Source organism: Desulfogranum japonicum DSM 18378, from assembly GCF_000429945.1.
Classification (GTDB): Bacteria; Desulfobacterota; Desulfobulbia; order Desulfobulbales; family Desulfobulbaceae; genus Desulfogranum; species Desulfogranum japonicum.
This window is the reverse complement of the sequence record NZ_AUCV01000070.1, coordinates 1-16238: the sequence shown is the minus strand read 5'-3', so window position 1 is coordinate 16238 and position 16238 is coordinate 1. Positions and strand designations below refer to the sequence as shown.

Sequence of the window (16238 nt, the reverse complement as noted above, 5' to 3'; positions counted from 1 at the left end):
CTATCAACGTCCTGTTGTGACAGCATAATCCTTGATGCGTATTCTTGGGCTAATTTTTCTATTTCAGGATCAATCGGCACCAAAATGGATTGACCGGCAAGGATCGCTTCAATCCTCTTAGTGAGATCCGGCCACTGGTCCCTGGGCAAGGAAAAACCTACACCTAAATTAAGCAGGGTATATTGCTTTACGCCTTTATCTGTCCGCTTGGATTCAACAAGGCGATAGGTATAATACTGCCCACCGTCTTTCCTTCCTTTGATTGTAGTTCTTCGAATATACATGCGTCGCAGCTTGGCATAAAAAAGTCTGCATGTCAAGTCTTTATTATTTTTTTATGGCACTACAAGCGATGGTGAATTTCTATGCGGCTGAAATTCTGACGATTTATTTTTTTAGCGCAACGAAAAACTTTCATCAGGGGAGATTTTGAGAATAATTGTCAAAAACTTGGGTTAGCGAATCTTTTCATTTAATTTACTTGTTTATCTAAAATAACAGCATGGTGACCGATTTTCAAAGGATCGTTTTGGAATGTTGTTCAGACTCGGTTAGAGGATTAATCTAGATCCTCCAGCCGGTGCAGACTTGCCGTTTTTTCGGAAAAAGAAATCCGTATTTGAAGTTTAGAAATGACAACCCAAAATTGACCATCCGTGCTAATCGAAAATTGACCACCTTAGTTTTTGAGTAAAAGGGGGCGTTTGTCGGCCGGTGCTCCTCCCCGGTAACTATCGGGTCAGAGGGAGCCTGAAGGCTCCCGTCTGCCCACAGAACCGTGCGTACGGGTCCGTACACGGCTCCTCATGCAATTTGTACCCATCGATAAATTCCAAACCAATGCTTTAATCTCGCGTTCGACCTGAGTTGCTGCCCCAACACGTCAGTAAACCAGCGGTTGGGATAGGCCTTGTGCAGAGCTTTCGTCCATGATAATGCCCATCTTCCATTATTCGATTGCGCTGTTTTCGCAGCCTGATCTTTGGGGACTCCACGCTTGATAAGCTTCTTATACAGATGGCGACGTCTCTTCTGCTGATCAACAATGCGAGCCCGGAGTCTCCTCCTTATATGTGCCTCGATTTTAACGAATTGTGATGGATATTGGGTCATCAGGTAATACCCCGACCATCCCATATACCATTCATTAATCCGTTTCATTGTCTGTTCCAGCGACAAGCAAGTACCTCTGGGGGTCAGTTCCTTCACTTTCTGCATGGCCAGTTGTATCGATTGTCGGGAAATAGCTACTGTCCCGTCGATAATGGTCATGCCCAGGAACTTTACTTCCCGACTTTGACCAACCTTGCTTTTCTTTCGGTTGATCTTCAGTTTAAGTTTCTGCTCGATAAATTTGCTGATGCTGTTCACCACTCGGTTCGCTGATTTCATTGATCTAACGAAAATATTGCAGTCATCAGCAAATCGACAGAACTCAAGGTCCCGTCTCTCAAGCTCCTTATCAAGCTCATCAAGCACCACGTTACTAAGCAGTGGGCTCAACGGGCTACCCTGGACCGTGCCTTCTTCAGTGAGTTGCACCACGCCGTTTACCATAACCCCGCTACGCAGAATTATACCGATCAGACGGAGTATCCGTTTATCAGCGATATGACATGAGAGCAGGTAGATGAGACGGTCGTGATTTACTCGATCGAAAAATTTAGAGAGGTCAATATCAACTACATACTCTTTGCCGCTCTTCACGATCCTTTGCGCCGTCTCCACCGCCTGTTGCTGATTGCAACCAGGGCGAAAACCGTAACTGTGGTCCGAAAAGGTCGGATCGAGTATTGGCTCCAGCAGTATCTTGAGCGTAGCGTGAACCACACGATCGCGTACACAAGGTACCCCTAGTAACCGGACGCCTGCCCCTTTACCGGGTTTTGGTATTTCTACCCGGCGGACGGGATTTGGTTTGTAGCTCCAGCTTTCGAGATCCGTCTTCAGCCGAGCCAACTCTTTGTCGAGGCAGTTTTCATATTCTTTGACGGTTACGCCATCTATACCGGGAGCTCCGCCATTCTTCTTTACCGCCTTGAACCCCGCCCGCAGATTATGCAGGTCACAGAGTTTTACAAAGAGACTTCTTTCATCAACGAATAGGTTCAGTTGTCTCGCTTTGCTTGTTTTTCCGGGATGTTTTTTCATCGTTCCGCATTCACTTTGTTGTCACAGGATGCATACGTCTCCCCTGCAAAGAGAACTCCAATGGCTGAACTCAAAACTTCCGCTCATAACGAGAGTCCTTTACCAATCACATGTTCCGCCCTTCGGCTCCAACATCCCTGTCGCTTTTCGGTAGTTTTACCCTCAGATACGTCACCGTATCCTCATCGGCTACCGACTTTACGCCTACTACGGCTTCTTCTGCAGACCTTCTGTCCGTAACTTCACATTACTGTGTTGCTTAGGGCTTGGCTGTCGCAGTTACAACGGCCCGGCACAGACGGCCCTTCACCGGGTAAGATCACGCACTTTCCCTGCCCACCCACCTCCTATACCCTGCGGAATACGGAAAGGATATCGGGCTTCGGTAATCCGGGGTACCTCGCCCTTTCCGCAAAGCCTCCCAGAGGTTCGCACCAAGCTTGAGTGACAGGTTTGGCTACGGCTTCCTTCAGATCCCTCATTGGCTCTCCTTCACCGGGTTGTCCCTCCTCGGGCAGATTGAGAGAGTTTCTTCGGGCACCCTTGCCTTTGCCTACATATTCCCTCCTTTCAGGGGTTATGGCTGGACTTACACCAGCTAGTTCGTGACCATGCCGGTCACACCCGGTCGCCCTACGGGCTCCCTCCGTTACCGGGGAGGAGCACCGGCCGACAAACGCCCCCTTTTACTCAAAAACTAAGGTGGTCAATTTTCGATTAGCACGGATGGTCAATTTTGGGTTGTCATTTCTAATCATCCTTGTGTTCGATTTGCTTCAACAGCCGATCGAAGTCGCTCTCAAAGAGCCGATCTTGAACAATACGGTATTTTTCAAATTCGCTTTCAGCGTGGGCTTTGGCAATTTCTGCGGTTACTTTTCCTGCATCCTGAAGGATCTTCCGGTCAGTGGCTTCGATGAATTTGTTCAGCCTTGTTTCCCAATCCTGCATGGTCATCGGCATCTTGCGCAGAGCCATGTCCTCAGCCACATCCAGGTAGGCGTTCACCAGCCGGGTTAGTTGTGCCATCTCATTTTCGGTCAGGTAATTTTTGGCTACGCTGACATCAAACTTCTGGATTTTACCTTTTGGAGCATCCTTCCAAATTGTCAGCCCCATATTCTGCTTTTGGTGGTCTGCCCGGTCGACGATCACTTCGGCAGCCGTCTGCCCGTGAATGGCCCATTGCAGCTTGTTTTGAACCGTGGCAAAGAATCGCTTGGTTGCCTGAGCAGTCACATCATAATCAATAGATGTTGCGTAAATATCGGTGATCTTCTGGTAAAACTTACGCTCAGAGAGCCTGATCTCCCGGATACGCTCCAGCTGTTCCTCGAAATATTGCTCAGTAAGGATGGAGCCACCACTTTTGATTCGTTCATCATCCATCACATAGGCTTTGATGGTGTACTCCTTAATTATAGTGGTCGCCCATTTTCGGAATTGGACGGCACGTTCTGAGTTGACCTTGTAACCGACGGCGATGATGGCAGAGAGATTATAGTGCTTGGTGTTGTAGTTTTTGCCGTCAGCGGCAGTTATTCGAAAATTTCGAATAACTGAATTTTCTTCCAACTCACTGTCGGAAAACACCTTTTTTAGATGGTAATTGATGGTATGAGTTTCAACATCGTAGAGAACCCCCATCATTTTTTGGGTCAGCCAGATGTTTTCATCCGCATAAACGGCCTCAACGCCGCCTTGGCCGCTTGCCGCAACAAAAGTCAGATATTCGGCCGCTGAGGAACGAACCATTGAAGTCTCTTTTGGATTGTCAGATTTTGTTGTTCTCTTTTTGTCTTTCATACTTTTCCTCTCAAAACCTTCTCCCTTTACTCATCACGTACCATTTCAAACAGGCCAGCCCGCTGACAGCCTTCGAGGAAGGCCTTTTTCAGGAAGTTGCTGTTGGCGACCGGCGCTTTAGCGGTCTGTTGCTGAACAGTGGCAAGGGAGGCATCCGGCGTGATGCCGTGGGCATCGCGCAGAATGCGAAGCTGCTCCAGCCAGTCCTTGGCGTCACCGTCGCAGCATTTCGCCTTGTACCGTTCATCAATACCGTACACCTCTTTCCATGTCTCGATCTCCTCATGGACGGCGGCGGGGCCGAAGGTGAGTTGGATGTCGGCGGGTGTCAGGCGGTCGATATCCGGGGTGTTGAGGTCGATGGTAATTTCGATACCGTGGTCATCAGTCGCATAAGGAAAGAAAGCCTTGCGGCGCCCGGCGGCATTGTGTGCCGGGTCTTTGCTGAGTTTGTAGGCGCTGTTGCATTCGTGGCAGGCCGGGGCGAGGTTGCGGAAATTGATCGAATTGAAGGGATAGAGCGCTTTGGGAAGATAGTGGTCATAGGCCTCGCGTCTGGTATGATGCACCCCCTTGATATCACCGAGGCCGCAGAACGGACATTTGCCGGTGGTGTTCGCCTGCATGAATGCCTGATAGTGTTCATCAATCTGGCCGATCTTTTCCCGCAACGCCGCAAGGCCGAGCAGCTGCTGGGAATAGAGCCCCTTGAAAAACATAGCCAGTTGCTCGCTCAGATCAGGATGGATGCCGGCGATATCGGCATAGCGGACGATTTGGCCTGTCGGGTCATTGGCGCAAACCTTCTCGATGTCGTTGTTGGCCTGGTACCACTGTTGGAGCTGGTCGATATGCGCTGGGGTTAACGGAGCAAACAGGCCAAAAATCCGCTCGACATGTCCGTAAAAGAAATCCCCGCCCTGTGTGTCGCTGTAGTAAAAAACCTCCATCAGTTCTTTGAGTTCTGCATTGGCATCGAAGAGTTCAAACCGGAAGTCTCCATTGCCCGGCGCTTTACACCACACCTCAAAAAAAATGAAGTCGATGAACGCCTGCATCTTCTCCATCGCATGGGGAACATAGGTGTAGGCGAACAGCATCAGTCCTGCCCCTCCATACTGTCGAGGATGGTCTTGATCAGCAGCACCTTTTCCACCGAGTCGCCGAGCTGGCGGTTGATCTCGGCGATGAGCCGCTCCCTGTCTTTTCCTTCTTCAAAATCCTGCCGGAACTTTTGCAGTTTCCCCTGCGCAAAACCGCCGATGGTCTCGCGCTTGCCGAAGGTGGCCATGGTGATCTTGTTGATGGACGCGCCCAGTGTGTTGTAGTCGGGGTGGCTGACCGAGACCACGCCATAGGCCTTGTTGAACACCAGCACCTTTTCCGGTCGGCTGTCGGAAATCAAAAACGGGGTGTGGGTGGTGACCAGCATTTCCTGATGATCACTACCATTAAAACTTTGATGCAGGCGGGTGATGAAGTTGGCACGCCAGTCGGGGTTGAAGTGGGTCTCCGGCTCGTCGAGCAGGAACAGGCTTTGGGTGTTCTTGAATAGCAGGCAGAGGCCCAGGGTGTGCAGCAGCTGGTGTTCGCCGTCGGAGAGGTTCTTGAGCATCACTGGCTCGGCCACGTCGGTCTTGCGGAATTTGACGAACTTGAAGCGCATGATGCGCTCGTCCGAAGCCAGCGTCGGCACGGTCTCGCTCACATAGTGGCTTTCGGACTGGTACAGATCGGCCTTCAACGAATCGCTGACGGCAAAGAGGTTCAGCGTCAGCAGTACTTGAAAGGCCTGGAACAGGGCGATGGGCGAGCGGTTGAGTTCGAAATCGAAGTTCTCGCGGAAGGCCTGACGGGTGGCGTCGTTGACCCGGTAATCGAGAGTGAGGGTGTCGCTGGCCTCGTCGAGATACCAGCAGGTGGCGCAGCGCATCAGGCACGGGATGACTTTGTCGGTGGTGTCGCTGCCGTCGAGCAGTTGCACCAGATTGACGCGATACCGCTTGATCTGGCTCTCGTCTTCGATCGCGCTTAGGGCCGGATGATTTTTGACAATCTCCTTGATGGATTCCCGCTTGTTCTCATCCCGACTGCCGAAGGCGGGAATCTGGCTTTCCTCCACCTCGATGCTGCGCCGGATAATGATACGGAACTCCCTGAGTTCCTCGATTTTCACATCATCGCTGAAGGGCGTGAGTACATCGGTATCCTGAAACAGCAGATTGCAGAGCAGGATCGCCTGGCTGAAGCCGCTGTCGAGGTAGACCAGCCGCGATTCCGGGCGGCCGGGATAGGGAAGCTGTTGCTTCAGTGCCTGGTCGTATTCGTCGAACTGGACAAAGCGCATCTTGAAAAACGGCAGGCTGAGGATTTCGTTCTCGCCGGAGGAGTAGCCCAGAACGTAATCCGGCAGCAGTTGGCGGCCGAGCGTCTGGGTCATCTTCAAGGGTTCATCACCACTCCCGCTCACCAGAAACCATTTCGGCCCTTCTCCCGCTTGTTTTATAACCTTAATGCGGGCATTTCCACCCATTCCCATCGCTCCAAGCTCGCTGCTGTCTTGGATAGGGAGCACATACTCCAGCTCGAACGCGTCGGGTTGAGCCATTTCAGCGCGAAACCCATTGGGATTAGTTTCGTCGTCATGTTTGAAGCTCTCAGGCAAGTTATACAGATAGATGCACTCCAGATGGTAGAAGATCGCCGCCAGCACCTCCAGCAGGTTCGACTTGCCGCTGCCGTTGGGACCGGCGCAAACAAACGGCGCAAAGCCCTGTTCCTCCTGCAAGTCCCATTCACTACGGAAGCGGTACTCAAATCCTGCTTGCAGGCTACGAAAGCCCTTCGGGTCGGTGATTTTGAGGCGTAGCAGCTTCATACGGCGTTATCCCTTTGCCACTGTAATCTGCACGCGGTTTTTGGCATCGTCGTAACCTTGAATCAGACGGCTCTGTTCCAGAGCCTCGAACACCCAGTCCTTGAGTTGGTCGTATTCCGCCACGCCCCAGTCCGGTGCTTCGTCTTCCGCCAGCTCCCACAACCGTTGCCGGGCGGCATCCATAAACTTCTGCGCGGACAAGGGCGTATCGCCCAGTTGCGCCAGCCAGGTATTTAGCCACTCGCCCAGCAGGGATTTACGGCCTTCGGCGGTTTGCAATACGGCAAGCTTTTCTGGTGCAGGCAACTCGAACAATGGCTCCATGGGTTGTTTTTCCTCTATGACGATCTTGTCTTCCTCGGCAATCTCAGGCCTTTCCGCTGGCAACGCCACCCGCGACAGATCCAGCTCGCCCTTGAACGCCTTCTGGCTCAGCGCGCCATAGAGGCTTTCCAGATCGGTCAGACTTTGCTGGTAGCGGGATTTGAGGACTTCAACCTTTTCGACAATGGCGGCGAATTGGTTTTGGAGGTCGATTGGAGGGTAGCCGACAACTATGCTTTCAAGTTTAGTTGGGGATGTATGCCTAACCTTTGTTCCTGTAGCTTTTGAGTGAATAATTTGGCGAATCGCCTTTTGATTAAATAGATGGAAAAGGAATCGCGATTGTATAGGCTCCTGCGCCACGGCCAATCCCAATCGCTGGTTGTGTAAGTAGAGGTTTGACTCAGGAACAATCAGAGGACTACCTAATAATCCAGGGGCTTGCTCCGTCATCGCCAGGAGAAGAGAACCCTCTTCGAGAATGTACTCTTCGGGTGTTTCTCCCGTGTAATATTTTTGTTTATCACCCCTATCTCTGAAGCCGCCTGTCTCAAAGAAATTTCCTGGCGTCAGAAGAACATATGGACCTTCATCACTGAAGTACTCACTCTTAAATGCAAATCCATGCTTGATCTTTATACTCTTTCCAATCTCACGTTCATCCCACCCCTTCTCATTACGGACGGGGTCGCCGAACATCTCCAGAAAGACGCTTTTGAGCAGGTCGTCGAGTTGTTGCAGGTGGTGTTTGCGCCGCACGATCAGCCCTTCCACCTTGCCGAGCAGATGGGCAATGCGCTTTTGGTCGTCGAGCGGCGGAAAGGCAATCTCTAGCTTGTAAAGCTCCTCTTGGGTAATGCCCTTGACCGTCGCCCCAGATCCTTTTTTGACGATCTCATCTTTCAGAGCCAAGACAGCATGCAGCAAGAATTGCGTATCCAAAGGCAGCTTTGGAACAAGGGCACGCAGATCTTGATTTATTGCTAAATCAACAGTGTTGATCGCTGCCTTCCCCAAGGACATTCTTGTGGGGATTATGACGTGACCTTTTGGAATAAGATTCGCTGAACTGTTCTTAAGACCATCTTGGCTGATGAAGTCCTGTGTATCAGACAATGACGTCGACGTGAAATCTTTGACACTCGCCCAAGGGATATCCCCATGCCAGTATTCGGGAACCTGCTTTGACGGAGTTCCGCCACCCCTAAAAGTAACTATTTCCCGAAGTGACTTGAACGTAGTCATCCAACCATCCCCCTCAGCTCCAGCAATTCGCGTACAATCCCGCTCTGAACCTTGGCAAGGTCGGCATCTGCCACCTCGCCGACTTCTTCCTTCAGCAGCCGCTCTAGTATCACCCCCGGCTTTTCATACACCACCTCTTCAAACACATCCTCCTTATACCGGCTCAGCGACAGGTCATAGCCCTCACCCTCAATATCTGCCCGAGACACACAAAAACATTTCGCGGTGCGGTCGGTATCGGTCTCCGAATTGCGGGCATGGAACTTGGCGACGATCTCCTGCAGATCCCCATGCCCCTCCTGCTTGCTCCGCTTGTCATCCAGCGAATAACCGTCGGCCTGCATCTCGTAGAACCAGACGTTTTCGGTGGCCGGTTGGGTCACCTTGTCCTTCGGCCCCCAGACCTTGGTGAAGAGCAGGATGGCGGTGCTGACCCCGGCGTAGGGCTTGAACACGCCGCTGGGCATGGTGATCACCGCCTTGAGGTCGCAGCGTTTGACCAGCGTCTGGCGCAGCTGCTTGAAGGCCTTGCCTGAACCAAACAAAACACCTTGCGGCACAATGACGCAGGCGGTGCCGCCCTTTTTCAGCAGGCGGTAAATGTTTTCAACAAACAGCAGTTCGGTCTTGGTGGTGGATAGCTGTAAATTTTCGTTGATGTCGCCCTTGTCGATGCTGCCGGTAAAGGGCGGGTTGGCCATCACGATGTCGTACTCGGCCTCCTCGCTATAGCTCTTGGAGAGGGTGTCCTTGTAGTCGATATTGGGCTCGTCGATACCGTGCATCATCAGATTCATCAGACCCAGGCGCACCATGGTTGCATCGATGTCGTAGCCTAAAAGCGAGGCCTGCAGGATGGCCTGCCTTTTTTCGTCAAAAGCGGCTGCAACAGATGTTCGAACAAACCCATCTTCATCAGGCTTCAAGTCATTGGTTCCCGCCTTAATAGCCAGTTGGGTGACGATGTATTGGTATGCCCCAAGCAGAAAGCCGCCGCTGCCGCAGGCCGGGTCGGCGATGCGGTGGCCCAGTTGCGGCCGCACCAGATCGGCCATCAGCTTGATGATGTGGCGCGGGGTGCGGAACTGGCCGTTCTTGCCGGCGGTGGCGATCTCGGAGAGTAGCATCTCGTAGACATCTCCCTGGATATCCTGAAAAGCCTGGCCCTTCTCCTGCGAGTCCTTCTCCATGATCTCGAAGATCTCGTCGATGGTCTTGACCGCCTCCACCAAGAGCGCCGGTTTGGGGATGATGAAGACGGCGTTCTTCATGTGGCGGGTGAAGTTGGACGTGGCCCCATTCATGTCCTTGAGGAAGGGAAAGACCTTGGTCTGCACAAATGTAAGCATCTCTTCGGCCTGCATGTGCTTGAATTCGCTCCAGCGCAGGGTGCGCCTTTCAACCGCGTACTTTTTTTCTTCGTCGAGTTTTTTTTGCCACTCCTCGTTTGTCTCCTTATCAGTCCTTTTTGCGCGGTACTCAGGCGGAATCCACTGGCTCGCGAACTTGGAGGTATAGGGCTCGCCAGTCCATTCGGCATCGGCCTGCTTTTTTTGGTCCAGCTCATCGAGGCGCTTCATGAACAGCAGATAGGTGATCTGCTCGATGGCGGTGAGCGGGTTGGATATGCCGCCGGACCAGAATTTGTTCCAGAGCTGGTCGATCTTGCTTTTGAGTTCAGGGTTGTTTTGCAGCATGGTTATTTCCTTTTTTTAACCACGAAAAGCACGAAAAACACGAAAGGTTAAAGAGCCAATCTTGTAATTGATGCTTTCGGATATGTTCCAAAGTTTACAAGCAATCCCAGCTTTATACCGGTAGCCTTGAGATAGTTGATTACCTGGGCCTTGTGCTCAGGTGCAATCGCCTTGACCGCTTTCAGTTCGAGAATGATTTTCCCAAAGCAGACAAAATCTGGCTTGTAGGTTTGCTTGAGCGGTTCACCTTTGTAGCTCAGCTTCAGATCAGGCTGGGCAACAAACGGAATGCCCCGTGTCTGCAGCTCCCGTTCCAAACATTCCTGATAAACCACCTCCAGAAAACCACAATCCATCTCGCGATAAACGTCAAAGACCGCGCCCTGAATGGCGTAGCACTCTTGCTTAAAGAGTATTTTTTCGTGCCTTTCGTGTGTTTCGTGGTTCAATTTAGTCATTCCCTTCCAACTGCTTGATGTTTCTGTCGGCAAGCAGGATTTTCATCTGGTGAATGGCGGTTTGGTTCAGGATTTTCAGCCGCTCGGGCTGTGGGAGCCCCTGATGAATGAAATGGGCGTTCAGGGTTTCAAGGTTGGCCAGGCAGACAAGCTGGGAGACATTGGCCTTTTCGCGGATATTGCCTTTGTGATCCGGGTTCTCATCCCGCCATTGTTTCGCGGTTTTGCCGAACAGGGCCATGTTCAGCAGATCAGCCTCGCTGGCATAGATAAAATTGATCTGTTGGGGCGACAGTTCGGGCGGTATCAGGTTCGTCCTGATGGCGTCGGTGTGGATGCGGTAATTGATTTTGGCCAACTCTCGCTTGGCTGACCATCCAAGCTGTTTCTGCTCTTCTTCCTTTAAGCGTTGAAATTCCTTAACAATGTAGAGTTCAAACTCGACAGAGATCCAACTGGCAAACTTGAAAGCAATATCCTTATGGGCGTATGTACCTCCATATCTACCTGATTTAACGGTCAAAACTATGGCATTGGTGGTGATTACCCATTTCTGCGGAGAAAGGGTAAAGGCATTGAGCCCCGCCTGTTTTCTAAACCCCTCGAATTCGAGGGGTTTGAAATTTGGGTTATACAGCGACTCCCAAATCCCTAAAAACTCAATCGTATTCCGGTTGCGCATCCAGTTGCCTATAACAGCACTGGTGTCATCTGTTTTGTATCGTGCAATATCTGTCAGGGAAATAAAATCTTGCTCCTGATTACTAACAACGGTTATCTCGGCGCCCTGAACCTCTATTTTTCTGTTCTTAGCCATACTGTTTCTCCAGTTTAATTATGGCGAATTCGCCAGATTTGGGCTCAGGCTTCCAGACCATTTTCCCGGCGCCGGGAAAATGGTCGCTCTCGTCCATTTCGTGCTTTTCGTGTCTTTCGAGGTTCATATGCATCATGCCGCCAGACGTTCCGTAAGTTGTAAGATTTCGTTGATCTCCGCCGGGCTGAACACACCGCGAATGCCCTGCGGGTGGATGACCGTAAATGGCGCATTGATCAGGTCTTTCTTCTCAACCTTTTCACGCTCGATGATGAAGCCCTTGAGCAGGTTCAGAAACTCCAGCTGGCGACTGGAAAGATTGCTGTGCAGCCCAATAAATTGATCAAAGGCCTCGCTGACCGTTTCCGGGAAGCTCTTCAGGATCTCGATGCCGAGGATATAGCGGATAAATTGGAGGAATCGGGCCTTGCGGATATTGTAAACCCGGCGCAGCAACGCTTCGGTGATGTGCGGGTGCTCGTTATGGAGCAACTCTGCCAATTCGTTTGCTTCTTCAGGGGAGACTTCTTTACCATCTTTGATTCGCTGCAATATGGGGTTGCGTGTGGTCAACTCCGCGACCATGGCCTCGACCATTTCCCGGTAGCGGCTGATGCTGACCGATTCGTGCTGGGGACCGAACTCGACCATTTCCTTGCGGTGAATTTCATCTTTCAGGTCGAGGTGCGTTGGCCCTGGGCCGATCTGTTGCTCGCGGAATTTCATCAACGGGCCGAGGCGGGTGTTCAGCTCGTCAAAGGCGTCTTCCAGCGCGTTAGCATCCGTTTTGGCCCAATAGTGGTTCGTCTGGGCAGCGCGGATGATTTGTTCCTCGGCTATCACAAAACTGACCGAGAGCGGCAGCTCGCTGATCTGCTCGACGATGCCTTCTTTGAGGGTTTCGGCCTTTTCCTTTTCTTCGCTCAGCCGAGCGAGTGAATATTCCAGCAGATCGCGTTCGAACCGCATGGCTTTGAAGTCGGCCTCGGAGACAGTGCGGAACAGCGGCTTGATCTCGCCGCGCAAGAATTCCAGCCGCTGGTGATTCAGGGTGATCCAGAAGTTTTCCTCATCGAGCCGGGAAAGCAGCGAAGCAGCCTCCTTGATGGTGACGGAGCTTTGCGGCAGCTGGCTGATCTGCCGACGCAGTTTGGCGATTTCTCGCTCGGCAATCTGCGCTTGCGCAAGGTCGATGGCCTTTTCGATTTTGTCCAATCGCAAACCGACCAGCCGCACCGGTAGTGGCAGTTGGGGCTTAAGCTCCTTGCCTTTGGGTTGCAGCTTGAAGTATTCGAAGTTATCCCAGCAATCAAGGATGAGAAACACCTCTTTTTCCGTACACCATGGTTTGGGCTTGCTGGTCTCGAGCAGACGGGTCCCGCGCCCGATCATCTGCCAGAACTTGGTATAGGAATATACCGGTTTGGCGAAGATGAGGTTAACGATCTCTCGCACGTCGATGCCGGTATCAAGCATATCGACGCTGATGGCCACTCGGGGCATGTCGTTGTTGGTAAACTGATCCAGCAGGCCGCCTTTTCCATAAACACGAGGATCTTCGGAAACCAATACTTTAGCCAACTCGCCGTTGTATTGCGGGTAGAGCTTGTCAAAAACCTCTTCAATTCGTCGGGCGTGAGCTTTAGAGGAACAGAAAAAAATAGTTTTGCCCGGCAGCACACCGTTGTGGTCTTTAATGCACTCATCCATAAACTCTTTGACGATCAGCGTGTTGGTGCCCTTGTTGATCACCTGTTTTTCAAGCTGGGAACCCTCAAAGTTGATTTCCTCAACCTCTTTGCCTTCCAGCATCATTTTCTTCTGGTCTTCCAGCGAGATGGTACGCTTGCTGATCCCCTCCATTTGAAAGCGGGTCTGGATCTTCATTACCTGGAAACTACAGAGATAGGGAGGGACATTATTGACCGCCTCTTCGAATGTGTATGCAAAAGTAGGAAGTCCGTCTTCGCAGAGGAAAAGCCGGAAGGTATTGTGATCGATAATATCGGTCGGCGTGGCGGTGAGGCCCAGGGTGATGGTCTTGAAATAGTCCAGCACCTCTTTGTAGGTGTTGTAGATGGAGCGGTGGCTTTCATCGACCACGATGAAATCGAAAAAGTGCGGAGAGAGCTGCTGTGACTCATCCCGGATGATGTTGAGCATGGTGGGATAGGTCGAGACGTAAATGCGGCGATCTTTTGCGATGAGCTTCTCCCCTACGTTTGGCCAGCGTGGCTCGTGGGGCAGATGCTCTTTGAAGGCAGCCAACGCCTGTTCACGCAGGGCTATACGGTCGACTAGAAACAGGATCTTTTCGGCGTGTCCAGCACGCATCAGGACATCGACCATGGCGATGCAGGTCCTGGTCTTGCCGGTGCCGGTGGCCATGACCAAAAGGAAGTCGCGTTTCTTTTGTTCGATACCTTCCAACACGGCGCGAATGGCGCGGATCTGATAATCACGCCCGGCAATAGATGTATTGATAAGTTCCTGGGTCAGGGGCTTGCGGTTGCGGCGAATGTATTGGAAGCGTTCAAGGTCATCCCGCGTAGGGAAGCCGACGATCTTGCGCGGCGAGTAGTTGTCCAGATCCCAGAAATAGATTTCGTGCCCGTTTGTGTAGAAACAGAACGGCAGTTCGCCACCCAATTGCTTCTGAATGTTGTAACAGTATTGCTTTGCCTGCTCACGGCCCAGCGCGGCATCTTTACTTGTTTTTTTCGCCTCGACCACGGCCAGGGGCTTCCGGTCCTTGCCGAGCAATACATAGTCGCTGAATTGATGCCCACCATAAGGGCTGGCTGGTTCTGCGACACAATGGGCATCAGAAACGATAATACCGAACTCTTCAACAACCTGAGTAGGGTCGGTTACATTCCATCCTGACTCAGAAAGTAGTCTATCAATAATTTCTGCTCTTGTTTGTGATTCCGTTTTAGACATGGCCCAGCCTTCCCTGTGTCCTCATCTTTTCACAGAAATTATCAAATGTAACCTGAGCCAGCTTTGATGGGTTAGTTTTCCCATTCTCCCAACGATTAACCGTCGCGAAACTGACACCAAGGGCATGGGCCAGCTCTTCCTGGCTGAGATTCAGTGCCGCCCGCACCGCCTTTACCTGCTCTGAAAATGGTTTGGTTCCCATGCCTTATCACCTCATGTCTTTTACTGGGTCATGTTATCAATCACCACAGAATATAACATCTGCTATAGCTTATGCAAGAGCGTTTTTCGAAAGGCCAAGAAAAAGTTCACAGCTCATCCGACACCGTTCTCCGTTTCTCCGGTATTTAAGGTGCAGAGAAACCCTAACACAGGAGAATCTGATGGATATTAACAGTTTGTTTGATGGAATTGCCGAGGCGTTTCGGCAGTATCAGGCGGAAATGAACGAGCAGGAGCAGGCTTCAAGCAACCCCAATCCTGCTGGACTTGAGCCCGAAACAGAAGCTGAGAAAACGGAGAAGAAAGTTGCTACAGAGAAGAGAGTAGAAGGAAATTTCCCGAAAAGGGAGTGATTGCAGAGCAATCGGTCGAATGGCTTATTTGACGTAAGTCACTAATAAATAGAAACAAACTAACCGATCCCGCGTGCCGGACTCGGCAACAGGATCGGTCTGTTTAAAAGTTACTGGTGGAGGCGGCGTCCGCCACATCCACCTTACATGCTATTGTTATTATGCATATTTTTTAATCATATAAATATATATACCGTCATTTATACCGTCTCATGTTCACTGTAAGCCTTACAACCTTACGCCCTAAATTATGTGTAATCTACTGAAAATAAAAAAACCAAACTCTCTTTAATCTTACCAGCGCAAAATAAATGGTTGAACCTATTGGTCTGCAGTCCCCAATACATCAAATCCCGCATAAATGACCACACTGTAACAGTAAGCATCTATTTTTTATTGCAAATATTACCCTGTAGTGCTTTGTTTGCCACATACAACTTTTTTCCATACCAACACAATACGGGCGCATAATTCATTAGTGAAATGAACACGTAGCAAAAGTGGTCTAGTAGCAACTAAACATTAGGTTCCGCATATATCAAGGATGAGTGACCATGAAATTCGATTTTGGTAAAGTAAAATCTAAGAAGAAAGATTCACTGCCAGTTGATCCAATTAAAATTTTTCAAAAAATTCAGGTTACTGATCCTAATATAAATGATTTATGGTTGGCACAGGGTGATGCTTTGAGAGAATGGCATAACAACTGCCGCCATCTCAATGATATAGGAATCGTTTTAAATACTGGAGCAGGTAAAACATTAGTCGGCCTACTTATTGCCAAATCACTTGTTAATGAAACCAGAGGACAAATTCTATATGCCTGCAGTTCCATTCAACTGGTTGAACAAACAAAAGAAAAAGCTGAAGGATATGGAATTGATGTTACTACCTACTTTAAACGGAATTATAACAATGATTATTTCCATCGGGGAGAAGCTCCCTGCATCACAACATATCAAGCACTATTCAATGGATACTCAGTATTTTTTAGAGAAGACATAAAGGCTGTGAGAGTTATAGTCAAGTCTGGTGTTCGAAGAATCATTCCTAAACATTGACGATCCTGTCGAGCCCGCTTTCTTCTATCGGTACAACTCTCTCCCCATCTTTGAACTCTACCCCGCGTACTACATCTGCAAGCAGCTTGAATCCTCGTAATCGACGCCATTTCTTTTGGGCGCTTTGGCCGAGCTTAAACACCATGGATAATATGGTACGCCTGGAAACGCATCCTCTTGTTTTAGCTGTTCTCAGGCGTACTGTGGCAAACGTAGATTCTATTGGATTGGACGTTCGAATGTGCTGCCAATGAGGAGCTGGAAAATCATAAAATGCCAACAT

General features: G+C 50.5%; 13 protein-coding genes and 2 pseudogenes. 2 read left to right on the top strand and 13 right to left on the bottom strand.

Translation table 11 applies throughout. The features are described from left to right. The 12 genes and pseudogenes from G493_RS0121305 to G493_RS0121245 form a co-directional block, all read right to left on the bottom strand. Positions 1 to 284 (bottom strand): annotated as a pseudogene (locus G493_RS0121305) (IS1634 family transposase); the annotation flags it as partial. Between the two features lie 520 nt (positions 285 to 804). Then, positions 805 to 2151, bottom strand: coding sequence for a group II intron reverse transcriptase/maturase (ltrA, locus tag G493_RS0121300; protein ID WP_153306622.1), 1347 nt, complete (start codon positions 2149 to 2151; stop codon positions 805 to 807). Positions 2152 to 2901: 750 nt separating this feature from the next. Beyond that, the gene (locus G493_RS0121290) at positions 2902 to 3957 is read right to left on the bottom strand and encodes a virulence RhuM family protein (RefSeq protein WP_051309748.1); all 1056 of its coding nucleotides are present in this window, start codon (positions 3955 to 3957) and stop codon (positions 2902 to 2904) included. 26 nt (positions 3958 to 3983) lie between these two features. Next, positions 3984 to 5057 (bottom strand): HNH endonuclease, encoded by a 1074-nt coding sequence (locus tag G493_RS0121285; RefSeq protein WP_028582000.1) that lies wholly within the window; start codon positions 5055 to 5057, stop codon positions 3984 to 3986. Next, entirely contained in the window at positions 5057 to 6835 is a 1779-nt protein-coding gene (locus G493_RS0121280) for a restriction system-associated AAA family ATPase (protein ID WP_028581999.1), read from the bottom strand. The genes G493_RS0121285 and G493_RS0121280 overlap by 1 nt, the downstream gene beginning before the upstream one ends. 6 nt (positions 6836 to 6841) lie before the next feature. Further along, positions 6842 to 8404 carry a restriction endonuclease subunit S gene (locus G493_RS30610; protein ID WP_051309746.1) on the bottom strand — a complete coding sequence of 521 codons (1563 nt, stop codon included), beginning with the start codon at positions 8402 to 8404 and terminating at the stop codon, positions 6842 to 6844. Continuing rightward, on the bottom strand, positions 8401 to 10101 hold the full coding sequence (locus G493_RS0121270) for a type I restriction-modification system subunit M (protein ID WP_028581998.1): 1701 nt from the start codon (positions 10099 to 10101) through the stop codon (positions 8401 to 8403). The genes G493_RS30610 and G493_RS0121270 overlap by 4 nt, the downstream gene beginning before the upstream one ends. Before the next feature lie 47 nt (positions 10102 to 10148). Then, a complete protein-coding gene (locus G493_RS0121265) occupies positions 10149 to 10559 on the bottom strand; it encodes a GxxExxY protein (RefSeq protein ID WP_051309745.1) in 411 nt (136 codons plus the stop codon). Further along, positions 10552 to 11376, bottom strand: coding sequence for a KilA-N domain-containing protein (locus tag G493_RS0121260; protein WP_028581996.1), 825 nt, complete (start codon positions 11374 to 11376; stop codon positions 10552 to 10554). Before G493_RS0121260 ends, G493_RS0121265 begins: the two co-directional genes overlap by 8 nt. Next, on the bottom strand, positions 11369 to 11503 hold the full coding sequence (locus tag G493_RS34690) for a hypothetical protein (RefSeq protein ID WP_269746335.1): 135 nt from the start codon (positions 11501 to 11503) through the stop codon (positions 11369 to 11371). The genes G493_RS0121260 and G493_RS34690 overlap by 8 nt, the downstream gene beginning before the upstream one ends. Positions 11504 to 11508: 5 nt before the next feature. Next, positions 11509 to 14319, bottom strand: a complete 2811-nt coding sequence (locus G493_RS0121250; protein WP_028581995.1) for a type I restriction endonuclease subunit R — start codon at positions 14317 to 14319, stop codon at positions 11509 to 11511. Beyond that, a complete protein-coding gene (locus tag G493_RS0121245) occupies positions 14312 to 14521 on the bottom strand; it encodes a helix-turn-helix domain-containing protein (RefSeq protein WP_028581994.1) in 210 nt (69 codons plus the stop codon). Before G493_RS0121245 ends, G493_RS0121250 begins: the two co-directional genes overlap by 8 nt. A 181-nt stretch (positions 14522 to 14702) precedes the next feature. On the opposite strand from G493_RS0121245, the gene G493_RS30605 reads away from it, so the two are divergent. Both G493_RS30605 and G493_RS0121235 read left to right on the top strand, forming a co-directional pair. Continuing rightward, positions 14703 to 14894: a hypothetical protein gene (locus tag G493_RS30605; RefSeq protein WP_035275514.1), complete on the top strand. Its 192-nt coding sequence runs from the start codon at positions 14703 to 14705 to the stop codon at positions 14892 to 14894. A 554-nt stretch (positions 14895 to 15448) separates the two neighbouring features. Beyond that, positions 15449 to 15955, top strand: a complete 507-nt coding sequence (locus G493_RS0121235; RefSeq protein WP_028581993.1) for a DEAD/DEAH box helicase family protein — start codon at positions 15449 to 15451, stop codon at positions 15953 to 15955. On the opposite strand, the pseudogene G493_RS30600 reads toward G493_RS0121235, so the two are convergent. Further along, positions 15945 to 16238: pseudogene (locus tag G493_RS30600) on the bottom strand (IS256 family transposase); the annotation flags it as partial. The gene G493_RS0121235 and the pseudogene G493_RS30600 overlap by 11 nt on opposite strands.

Coding starts and splice junctions, on each gene's coding strand:
- G493_RS0121235 (WP_028581993.1), top strand. CDS start 15,449: ATGAAATTCGATTTTGGTAAAGTAAAATCTAAGAAGAAAGATTCACTG.
- G493_RS0121280 (WP_028581999.1), bottom strand. CDS start 6,835: ATGAAGCTGCTACGCCTCAAAATCACCGACCCGAAGGGCTTTCGTAGC.
- G493_RS0121265 (WP_051309745.1), bottom strand. CDS start 10,559: ATGACTAAATTGAACCACGAAACACACGAAAGGCACGAAAAAATACTC.
- G493_RS0121270 (WP_028581998.1), bottom strand. CDS start 10,101: ATGCTGCAAAACAACCCTGAACTCAAAAGCAAGATCGACCAGCTCTGG.
- G493_RS30605 (WP_035275514.1), top strand. CDS start 14,703: ATGGATATTAACAGTTTGTTTGATGGAATTGCCGAGGCGTTTCGGCAG.
- G493_RS0121260 (WP_028581996.1), bottom strand. CDS start 11,376: ATGGCTAAGAACAGAAAAATAGAGGTTCAGGGCGCCGAGATAACCGTT.
- G493_RS0121245 (WP_028581994.1), bottom strand. CDS start 14,521: ATGGGAACCAAACCATTTTCAGAGCAGGTAAAGGCGGTGCGGGCGGCA.
- G493_RS0121285 (WP_028582000.1), bottom strand. CDS start 5,057: ATGCTGTTCGCCTACACCTATGTTCCCCATGCGATGGAGAAGATGCAG.
- G493_RS30610 (WP_051309746.1), bottom strand. CDS start 8,404: ATGACTACGTTCAAGTCACTTCGGGAAATAGTTACTTTTAGGGGTGGC.
- ltrA (WP_153306622.1), bottom strand. CDS start 2,151: ATGAAAAAACATCCCGGAAAAACAAGCAAAGCGAGACAACTGAACCTA.
- G493_RS0121250 (WP_028581995.1), bottom strand. CDS start 14,319: ATGTCTAAAACGGAATCACAAACAAGAGCAGAAATTATTGATAGACTA.
- G493_RS34690 (WP_269746335.1), bottom strand. CDS start 11,503: ATGAACCTCGAAAGACACGAAAAGCACGAAATGGACGAGAGCGACCAT.
- G493_RS0121290 (WP_051309748.1), bottom strand. CDS start 3,957: ATGAAAGACAAAAAGAGAACAACAAAATCTGACAATCCAAAAGAGACT.